The sequence below is a fragment of the Paenibacillus xylanivorans genome, from assembly GCF_001280595.1.
GTDB lineage: Bacteria > Bacillota > Bacilli > Paenibacillales > Paenibacillaceae > Paenibacillus > Paenibacillus xylanivorans.
Genome location: NZ_LITU01000074.1, coordinates 52,017 through 62,426 on the forward strand (window position 1 = coordinate 52,017; position 10,410 = coordinate 62,426).

The 10,410-nt window shown below is 42.2% G+C and carries 10 protein-coding genes and 1 pseudogene; 2 read left to right on the forward strand and 9 right to left on the reverse strand.

Going from position 1 to position 10,410, the window contains the following annotated elements:
- Positions 1–272 precede the first annotated feature (272 nt).
- The 3 genes from AMS66_RS34785 to AMS66_RS23285 all read right to left on the reverse strand — a co-directional run bounded on the left by AMS66_RS34785 (position 273) and on the right by AMS66_RS23285 (position 1,419).
- The gene (locus AMS66_RS34785) at positions 273–524 is read right to left on the reverse strand and encodes an Imm26 family immunity protein (protein ID WP_160319729.1); all 252 of its coding nucleotides are present in this window, start codon (positions 522–524) and stop codon (positions 273–275) included.
- A complete protein-coding gene (locus AMS66_RS23280) occupies positions 524–754 on the reverse strand; it encodes a hypothetical protein (protein WP_053783069.1) in 231 nt (76 codons plus the stop codon). The genes AMS66_RS34785 and AMS66_RS23280 overlap by 1 nt, the downstream gene beginning before the upstream one ends.
- A 119-nt stretch (positions 755–873) precedes the next feature.
- Positions 874–1,419: a helix-turn-helix domain-containing protein gene (locus AMS66_RS23285; protein WP_053783070.1), complete on the reverse strand. Its 546-nt coding sequence runs from the start codon at positions 1,417–1,419 to the stop codon at positions 874–876.
- Positions 1,420–1,673: 254 nt separating this feature from the next.
- Here AMS66_RS23285 and AMS66_RS23290 point away from each other — a divergent pair, with 254 nt between their 5' ends.
- Entirely contained in the window at positions 1,674–2,567 is an 894-nt protein-coding gene (locus AMS66_RS23290) for an MBL fold metallo-hydrolase (RefSeq protein WP_053783071.1), read from the forward strand.
- A 22-nt stretch (positions 2,568–2,589) separates the two neighbouring features.
- On the forward strand, positions 2,590–3,594 hold the full coding sequence (locus AMS66_RS23295) for an alpha/beta hydrolase (protein WP_236703593.1): 1,005 nt from the start codon (positions 2,590–2,592) through the stop codon (positions 3,592–3,594).
- A gap of 191 nt (positions 3,595–3,785) precedes the next feature.
- Here AMS66_RS23295 and AMS66_RS23300 read toward each other — a convergent pair whose 3' ends face one another.
- From AMS66_RS23300 to AMS66_RS23325, 6 genes and pseudogenes are all read right to left on the reverse strand, one after another.
- Positions 3,786–4,874, reverse strand: coding sequence for a DUF418 domain-containing protein (locus AMS66_RS23300; protein WP_053783073.1), 1,089 nt, complete (start codon positions 4,872–4,874; stop codon positions 3,786–3,788).
- Between the two features lie 35 nt (positions 4,875–4,909).
- A complete protein-coding gene (locus tag AMS66_RS23305; protein WP_053783074.1) occupies positions 4,910–5,938 on the reverse strand; it encodes an alpha/beta hydrolase family protein in 1,029 nt (342 codons plus the stop codon).
- Positions 5,939–6,021: 83 nt separating this feature from the next.
- On the reverse strand, positions 6,022–6,822 hold the full coding sequence (locus AMS66_RS23310) for a helix-turn-helix domain-containing protein (RefSeq protein ID WP_160319730.1): 801 nt from the start codon (positions 6,820–6,822) through the stop codon (positions 6,022–6,024).
- Positions 6,823–7,526: 704 nt separating this feature from the next.
- Positions 7,527–8,294 (reverse strand): methyl-accepting chemotaxis protein, encoded by a 768-nt coding sequence (locus tag AMS66_RS23315; RefSeq protein ID WP_053783076.1) that lies wholly within the window; start codon positions 8,292–8,294, stop codon positions 7,527–7,529.
- 640 nt (positions 8,295–8,934) lie between these two features.
- Complete coding sequence (locus AMS66_RS23320; protein WP_053783077.1) at positions 8,935–9,603, reverse strand: SOS response-associated peptidase; 669 nt, start codon at positions 9,601–9,603, stop codon at positions 8,935–8,937.
- Positions 9,604–10,102: 499 nt separating this feature from the next.
- Positions 10,103–10,410, reverse strand: a pseudogene (locus AMS66_RS23325) (ABC transporter ATP-binding protein); the annotation flags it as partial.

Consider the following 10,410-nt stretch of genomic DNA (forward strand, 5'->3'; position numbering starts at 1 on the left):
GGTCACACTGCCTCATCTAATCAGAAACTATTATGTTTTTAGTGCTCATTCATATATATATAAAATATAATTATGAAAAATAATAAAATTGATCCATTAAATAAATGATCAGAAAACAACCAGGAGCTCTCCCCAGCTCCTGCATCGACTCAAAAAAACCTTGAGGGCATTAAGCCCATCAAGGTGTTAAATTAAAAACTGACCTGTATAAATTAACTCATTATAATACGGGTCCCATTCTCCTGTTACAAACCTAGCATTAACTGCTTTTTCTAGACTAACAGGTGACCAAGACTCCAATTCGGGGACATCTTCAGTATTAAGGAAATGATTGGTTTCGACGTGATTTCACTGACCTTTGGGTGTTCCATTGATACCAAATCATATACAATCATACAATCTGATATCCTTCCTTCAGAAACAACTTGTCCATAACAATAACGACCCTGATTAAGTCTTATTGCGAAGACATCTCCTATCTTCACGGTAACCCTTTTTTCCCTGCCATTATTTTTCTCTTTCACTATTTCTTTTTAGGTGGGGTAATACCATATTCTTTCCACCTTTTCTCACTAATCTGATTTCGTTTATTTTGTAATGTTCCACCATTTTTTTGCAAACCACCATATTGGTTGATTTTTTTCTGTTCAAGAACATTCAAATCTTTCCCAGGCTTTGCCCGTCCCACTTCCTTAAATTTATATTCAGCAAGAGGATTACCGTGTAAGCCGTTGATACGGCTTCCTGCGCCCATACCAGTATTATCTCTAAATCTGCAAATGGTAATGTCTGCTCCATATGGGACATCCCGCTGGTTTACTCACTTTATATGAAGAATAATTTATTCCCCCATATGATTTTTTTAATTTGAACTTAAAAAGTTGGAGGCGTCGATACGGCAATGACCAGGGTCTCTCCTCTCCATACATTCTTATAGCTATGCGGCGTCCTAGCATCGAAATAAATACTATCTCCCTCTTCTAGCGTATATCTATCATTCCCAAGCATAAACTCCAAGCACCCCGACTGGACATACAGAAATTCCTCTCCTTCGCTGTGTCCTACACCAACATCACCAGAAGTCGCACCCTCTTCAAGAACGCCCCATATGGGTCCCATCTTATTTCTACTTCCCTCGCTAAGGGAATACCACGTAATACGTGAGCCTTCAGAATGCACCAATGGTTTACGTTCGTTTTTTCTCACAACGATGCTTTGCTCTTTCTCTCCAAATAGATCAGTAAAATTAACATTCAACGCATTGGCAATCCTTTTTAGAACACTGATCGACGGATTCGCTTTGTCCCGTTCAATTTCGCTGAGAAAAGATAATGAAATGGATCCTGCTTTTGCCACTTCTTTAAGTGTTAATTTCTGTTTTTTGCGGGTATTTCTAATGACCTCGCCTATAGAATTCATCTTTCATTTCTCCTACACATTCATTTTTTTCGCTGCCAGCGAAATTTATATTTGATAATAATTAAAATATCGAGTAATAGCAAGCTTTCTCACGAAGGTTCAATTTCGGTGCAAAAACGTTGATTTACCAGCATTATTGGACTAAGATTTTAACAAGGTTGATGTGCAAATATGATCCCTGGTCATTTACACATAATTCTTTTCAATATAACATTTCATTTTCAGGGAAATTTTAAAGGAAGGCGATGAGTCATATGACTAAGCTACCTAAGATTTACACCGTAGGCGATACTACTGTTACCCGAGTCACGGAAATGGTAATCAGTGGCGTTCCACCTGAAATTTATTTCCCAGGTACATGGGATCCCTCTTTTTTGGAAGCGAACAAAGACTCCTTCTCAGAGGGCTTAATTGATGAAAACTCTCAACTTATCGTCAGTATTGGCACCTGGGTCGTGAAAACACCCCAACATACGATTCTTATTGATACAGCGACAGGAAATGATAAAAACCTGCCACTGAATCCGGATCTTGCTAATCTGCATCTACCTTATCTCGAGCGACTTCAAGAGGCAGGTGTTAATCCAGAAGAAGTCGATTACGTGTTACTAACTCATTTGCATGTGGATCACGTCGGTTGGAATACAAAGCTGGTAGACGGAAAATGGGTACCGACATTCCCGAATGCAAAGTACGTATTTCCTATTAAAGAACAAGAGTATTACTCCAGCGAAGCGAGCCATAACAAAGAAAATGAAGCGAACTTCAACGTTTACGAAGAGAGTGTACTTCCTATCATTGAGGCAGGCATGACGGAAACAATCGGTCCAGAAGGCGGAAACTTTCTAGATATATTTACATTCATTCCGACTCCAGGTCACAGTATTGGACAAATGTCCATTCGTCTTTCATCAGGTGATGAAGAAGCTTTGTTCGGGGCCGATATCATGCATCATCCATTCCAAGTCATGAGGCCAGATTGGAATTCTATGTACTGTGAATTTGGTGATCAGGCTCGAATTTCGCGCCTCTGGGCTTTGGAATACATCGCAGATCGTCCAATTATTTATTTCAGTACGCATTTCCCAGAGAGTTCAGCCGGTTATGTCTCTAGATCCGATGATAGCTTCAACTGGCACTTTATCTAATGCATCAAAGAGAGGGGAAAATATGATGTCTAACCATACATTCAACAAATCTATCTCCATCGTATCTGAGAAATTTAACATTGCTAGCGATACGCCGGGTATTGAGCTATCGGTCCTTAATAAACGTCCTGCATCTATGACTGTCTTCTCTAATGAGAAGACGATCCTCATGGTCCATGGTGCTACTTATCCAATTGGTAGCTTATACGATGTGGAGCTAGACGGTTTTACCTTCCTTGACTACCTCGCTAGTCACGACTATGACGTCTATGCGGTAGATGTTCGTGGCTATGGTGGATCCACAAGACCGCCAGAAATGGATCAACCTGCCGATCAGGATCCTCCGCTTGTCCGTACAGAAACCGGAATCCGTGACTTTGGCTCGGCTATAGACTTCGTCCTGAATCACCGCAATCTATCGAAGGTCAATGTACTTGGGATGTCTTGGGGCGGCACAGTGGCTGGAGCATATACAAGCCTTAATAACAACAAAGTGAACAAGTTAACCCTTATTGCTCCTCAGTGGCTGAGCAACAAACCAATCCCTATTGATACTGGCGGCTCGCTTGGCTCTTACCGCCTTGTGCCAGCAGGTACTACTAAAGAACGCTGGTTAAGTGCTGCTCCTGAAGGGAAACGTGACAGCTTGCTCCCTGACGGTTGGTTTGAGAAATGGGTTGAAGCAACACTGGCCTCCGATCCTAATAGCAAGACCGTACATCCTGAGCATATCCGCGCTACCAACGGGCCAATTCTAGACATACGTGAATATTGGACGGTTGGCAAAGCCTTCTACGAACCAAAAGATATCACCGTACCTGTACTCCTCATTCATGCGGAGTGGGATATTGATGTACCGTTAGATTTGGCTCAAAACTTCTTTACTTCCTTAACCGGAGCTGCATATCGCCGTTGGGTGGAAATCGGAGAAGGAACTCACATGGTACTGCTCGAGAAAAATAGAGTTCAGGCGTTCCAAGCTGTTCAATCTTTTCTAGACGAGAATTACACACCAGCGGGTCAATAAACAAAGCAAGCAGCGGATTTCATTACATTCTGACACCCGCAGCGTATTGCTGCGGGTTCTATATTAATACTTCTTCTTAAAATCTCACTTATAGTGCAAGCAGTTTATCCAACAAGCGAATAATCACGTAACAAACTCAGCGCAGAAAGCAGAATCATTCGATTTGGACATTCCGTTGCCCCCTATTGCTTTCATTCCCAACATCGCATTAATAGTTCCAGCGGCCCACGATTATGACGTCCCTTCCAATACACCGATACGATAATCATAGCAACATAGAAAAGGGAAGCGTAGATCGTAGAAAATACAACACTTCCATTCTCTAACAGTCCTAGCCATTGAAGCGGGACAAGACCAAGCACAATGTGAGCAACGTAATGGGTTAGGGACAGCTGGCCCGTGCTGATTAATGCTTGCATCCATCTACTCTCTTTCCATCGTTCACCCACTTGAATGCACATGACCATTATGGACAGCGCCGATGCGGCTGCCGAACAGAAATAGATCAGATTGGGCGGCATCGGTTTAGTGCCAAAGAGCGATTGCGTGGCTTCAGACCCCAGGCCCGGCGTAAGTTCACGAATGATAAGGTGTGAAAAGAGCTCCGCCATTATCGTAATAACGACGGTAATTCCAAGCAATCGGTTTCTGTTATCCTGTTGTTTCAGCCAATCCTTGCGCCCGATCCACAATCCAAGCAGAAAGAAGCCAAACCACGGAAAAAAGGGGTGAAACCCGTTAAACAGCAGATTCCGTACAAATCCGGACCATGTCCAGAGCCCAACATACTCATGATAATTTTCTGACCAACCGTAACTGTAGTCAAGAAATATAGATTGAAATACCGTTGTTATCAGAATTATTATCATCCATGTGAAAATCGTTTTGTCTGATAATCGGAGTAACAAGGCTGATAGCGCAATGAACAGTGCATAATAGTGAAGAATGTCCGCGCTCCAGCCCATGACTAGCAACCCGATCCCGGCCAAGAACAGAAATGCAGCCCTGCGTAATAGCGTTCTTCGGATTGCCTTCAACTGTTTCACTTCTCCAGAAACTCTCGCACGGGCCGCCATGAGGGACACACCCACGCCCGCAAGAATGACGAACAGTGCAGAAGCTCTACCCTCAAAAAGTTCCGTTGCAGACCTCATCCATTGAGGTCTTCCATTTTGAGCCTCCATAGCTAATTTATAATTGACTATCATCATACCTATAATGGCCATCGCTCTAGCCAGGTCCAGGCCGATGATTCTTCCATTCGGTACCTTGACTTTCATATCTTCCCCCCTGGCAGCCTGAAGGTTATCCGATTTTATGGCTGCACCGCATTCGTTAGATGATTGGATTGCAGGAAATGAGTAATTTCCTCCATGTATCCCTTGACTGTAATATCCCTCGGCCCAAACAGGCTAATCAACAAAGCACGCGTGGGTGAATCAGCTGTTGCAGTAGAGAGCATGGAATGCTCTGTATCCTTTAACTTTTTGACATGTAACAGATCGGATGGAGATATCTGTTCCTTGTATACTTCTTCTGTTTCCTTTACATCCACATTAATATCATGATCTCCAAGCATGAGCAGGACCGGCGAATTGAAATTGGAAATATCGTTGGTAGCATCGGCAAGATAGTTCTTGCTCACGAAGTTCCAGCGATCTTTGGACATGACATTGTCAGGGCCCGCAGCACTCACATATTCAGCATAGGAAGCGCCTGCCTTTAGCCAATCCTTAATACGGTTATCTGCAATCACCTGCTCCTCAATCTCAATCGGGGATCGACCTTCTTTTGTCATTTGACTACGCGTATTGTATTCCCCCTGTGTCAACCAGTTGATTGCTGGAGAGACGAGAATACTAAAGGCTAACTGTTCTTTTCCCGCCAGTTTGGGAATAACCCATCCTGCCTGGCTCGCACCCCATACGCCGATGCGATTCGAGTCAATTTCCGGCTGCTGCCTAACCCAGGCCAACACTTGTTGTGCTTCCTCCACTCGATCTTCCATACTCTGGTCCATCCAGTTACCTTCTGATCCGCCAATCCCTCTTTTGTCCATCGACAATGAAGCATATCCCAACGAAGCAAGTCGTTCCCAAAGCGGTTTATATCCATCATCATGCGTCGCATCAATTGCACCATCTCCATGAATAAACAACACCAAACCAAGCTTGTTGCTATAGTGCTCAGGTAATGTTAGCACTCCCGTCAGCTTGCCTTGTGGCGTGCTGATTTCTACGGCTTGTTCGATCATGTCAAAACTGTTCTGTTTTAAAATATATGCACCCGTTCCTCCAAAGAACAGTAGGATGATTAAGAGTGAAATCCCCCATTTTTTCTTCATTTTTATCGACATTCCTCTCCCGTTTTCATTCTATATTTCGCAAATCATATAAATTCGTTCCATATGAATTATTGGCTGGATACTCACTGATTCTCCCCCTTTTCCGTAGCGTCGCTTTCGACTGAATCAATACGAGCAAGCAGTTCGTAATGTATGCTTTCTTGCGTAAACAGAGACAAGTATGACTTCTCCACAAGAATTTGGGGTACCGTCAAATTCAGTTTATGGCAATCTGCGAAGGCTTGGAATTGAGCGTTATGCGGCTCAAGCCCTTCTTCCCCCTGGATCGAGAAACGGTATGATAAATACTCGCCAGCTCGCAACACAATGTCTCCTGGAGTGTCTTGTGCTTGGGTGCATAACAGCACACGAGATCCGCCTTCATATATGTAATGAATGTCGGTTTCAAACAGTTCTGGCAACGTATCCCGCTGGTCGGTCAACATGCGAGCATTCAGCTCGGTCTCAACGTCCGTTTCGAACCATGAAGACAGAGCGAACGAATCACGTTGAATCACCTGAAAGGAAGGTGTCTCCTGTCCATATCGCTCGTTCTCCTCCAGCACCTTTCCGATCAAATCGCTTAATTTCCGAAGCTTGTGCATCTCCTCCTCGATCTTGGAAACCGACTGTTCGAGCAATTCTTTCATGTCATCCGGCGTCCCTTGGTCAATCCAATCCCGAATAGCTTGCACAGACAAGCCCGCCTTTCGAAGCAACAAAATATGCGAAAGTCGATAAATCTCATGTATGCCATACATCCGATATTGATTTTCATCCATGTAGGACGGATACAATATGCCTTTTTCCTCGAAATAGCGAATTTGATGCACGGATACACCCATGAGTTTGGCGAACTCGCTAATGGTAATTTCCGGTTTCAACTGTTTTCTCCCCCATCTCCTTGAATATGAGTTAAGCATATACCTTAGGTCAGACCCAAGGTCAATAGTCATGAAAAATAAAAAGAATTTGAATCAATACTCTCGAATTATGTGCTTGTCTAGCTTCCAACAAAAAGGTCTGGTGTATCTATATATTAAAAAAGCCACAAAATTGGCGCGGCTTATATCACCATTGTTTGTTTCCAACCACACACAATAAAAAATAACCCGTTTATTAGTCCAACGGGTTTTTAAAAACTCAATTTGTTTACATATTTATCAACTGATTTTTGAAGCTGTATATTCTCTTTATCTGGGTTCCTCATAATAAACATTGAGATCTTCTGAGGTGTAAAAGAAACCATGGATTGAACTTCTTCTTTGATACGTTCATCCTGATACGGACAATTCCATCTATATAATTTGAACTAGAGATTTTACACTGAACACTCCGATGACAGAATAACCTTCCAATCGCTGTTATCCCCAGATTTTTTTGATTCCCTTTTCTCAAGGGGAAAATCCGGTGATAAAGGCGAACGCTTCGCTTTTCCAGGTTTTTTCTGTCCTCTCCGTTTATGTGTAAATGAATAGTTCAGCTTATCTAGATACACATTTGACCAGGACTGCCCTATTATACTTAATAATTTCTCGAAGCTTCCAGTAAGCGATTCGACAAATCATTTAGACTGGCTAGTGTCTCTTCAATTTCCTTGAATTCCACAGACTGACGCAGCGTCGACCGTGGAGGTCTTGGAGAGAATCGTCTCTACCTTCTCCCTCATACGGCCGATACGCTCTTCGGCTTGCTGTACCGCGTTCACACTATCACCGGCCAGCTTGCGCACTTCGTGGGCTACAACCTGAAACGTTCTACCTGCGTTGCCTGCACGTGTCGCTTCAATACCAGCATTAAGTCCAATTATGTTCGTCTGCGTGGCGATTCTTTTTACCAAATCGGTAATCTTCGTTGTCTCAAGAACTTCTTTCTTCGTTTGATCCGCTGACTTGCTCATCGATTCCTGTGCTTCCCGAAGCTCTTTAGACGTTTCCAGCAAATTGCTTATACTTGCCGTAATTTGTGTATTGGCCGAGACGAGCAGTTCTGCCAAGTCAGACAGCTTGGACTGCCTAGCCAAGCTAACTCCAAACGCAATCGCGCCGACCACCTCATCGTTCTCATTGATTACAGGAATGGCAATCGTACGCGATGGGATGCCAAACACTTCTTTCGGAATAGACTTGACGACCATTTGTCTGGTTGTCATCGCAACTTCAATACCTTGACCTTTGGAGATAAGTGAACCGGGTTTTACATCCAGTGGATTGCTGCGGTCTGGCGAATAAAATATCAATTTCTCCTTGTCGGCGATAGCTAACGCAATATCTTCTTCCTGGCAAAGCTGGGCAAAAAACGGCGCAGCTTTGAAAATACTCTCCAATAATTCAGAGCGACTTACTGTGAGTTCCAATTAAACCTCTCCTCTGTACGCATAATAACTCCACTTTATGTACTCAAATATATTGTACCTTTAAAAGGTTATTTCATTGTTAAGCGCATTTTGTATGCTTTACATACATATCGTCTCCTCCGAGGGCCAATACATGAGACACGACGATCAAAATCGTTTACGGATGGATGATCCTGGTACCTGTATTTTCTTCACGAAGTTGGTACTGATATAAAAGGCTAATGTTTGTTGGACACAGATTGCAGACGAAGCACGTCCATCTGCTAGACATAGGGCTAGAGTATATTTTACGCAACATGCGAAAGAAGTCACCAAATACACTATTGAGTTACTGCTCAGATTCTATTTAATTTCTTGATTGGTTGATCTCTAAGGGTTTCTTTAGTTGTACTCGGATCGGTTGTCCTCTTTCAATATTGGAGTCTTTACGCGTCGACGACGTGGAACGGTATAACGACTTTCTTTTAATTAAACATGAAAATTCGAGAAAAGCGATTTTTCTCGCAATGGTATCCAATGTTAACCAGGGTCTTTCCCCCTAACTAATTCGGCGACAATCCCTGGTACGTAAATGTGCCCTCATACTTCCGGAGACAGACAAATAGGACGGCCATTGCCATCCTAGAGTTTTACTTTTTATTTAGGAAACTTCTCGGATTAATTCTTTTTCATTGTTCTTCACATTACCTACTGAAGAATCCACCTTGTATGCACGCATTTCATCGGCAGCAAACGGTCTAAGAAGTCCTACAACGATTTTTTTGTCCGTTTCCCTATTTAACCACTCTGCTTCATCTTGCGGTCTAATAATGGCCGGCATACGGTTGTGAATTTCAGCCATAAGAATATTAGGCTCTGTGGTGATAATAGTACACGTTGATAATTTGTTTCCGTCCGGATCCAACCAGGTGTCATACAGACCGGCAAGGGAGAAAATGGATTCATCTTTCATCAAGATTCGCATCGGCTGCTTTCCGGATCCATCCATCTTCCACTCATAAAAACCTGAACAGGGAATGATACATCTTTTGGAACTGACCAATCGCCTAAATGCAGGTTTTTCGGTCAGGGTCTCAGCTCGGGCATTTATCATCTTAGATCCGATTTTGTCATCTTTTGCCCATGAAGGTACAAGCCCCCACCGAAGAGAACCTAAACGATTACCATTACTGGTTGCAATGATTGACGGGATAAACTGCATAGGGGCAACGTTATAATTTGGCCGATAGTCAAAACCTTTAGCATCGGAAGCCAAGTATCGTTCCTTTATGCTTTCAAGAGGATTTATAATTGTAAATCTGCCGCACATAGAATGCACCTCACTATATTATTCGTCATAGATCTATGTTGAAAAGTTTTAGTAACACAAGCTCCGTACCTCGTTATGCTACAGTCAAATCAACTAGTTCCTCTATTATCGGTGATCTTAGTTTACCATCTTTGGTAAAGCACTGAAATCGGACTTTGCAGCTTAGAGATGCTTCAAGATAAATCCAATCCATATTCTCATTTCTTACAAGTTTCTTTACTGAAGAATGAAACTGTGACATATTGGTATGCCTTTATTTTTGCAATTACATTTTTGGATCGGGAAATTAAATAATAAGGTGAGTCATTATTGTATTGAACTATTCCCTCTCGGCAAGAGCTATCAAGAAATCAATGCAGTAAAAAGACACTCAGATTCTATTCATCAGTGTCTTTTTTATTGATATTTTTCCACCTTAAACTCAGACTAATTCACTTTAGCCCTTTTCGCTGTAACTGACTTCACTTTCTTGTAATCATTTCAATCAGAGAGTTGTAATTTAAAGCAACTTAATTAGCTCTTCTAGCTCATCAACCAATACTTTTGCAAGTTCAAAATTAGTATCTTTTAAAGCCAATTCTATTTTCATTTCAACTGATTTTTTCTTTTGTTCAGTTTCTAAATAGTCTTTATCAAAATGGCTAGCATAAATCATCTCTCTAAATTCTTGCATACTCATTTTTCTAATCGTTTTATCGTCAATGATTAAAACATAATCCATACCATTTACAACAGAATAGAAATCATGAGAAATCATGAGAATCGCACCTTTATAGTCCTCAATGGCTTTCTCCAGTGCTATTTGTG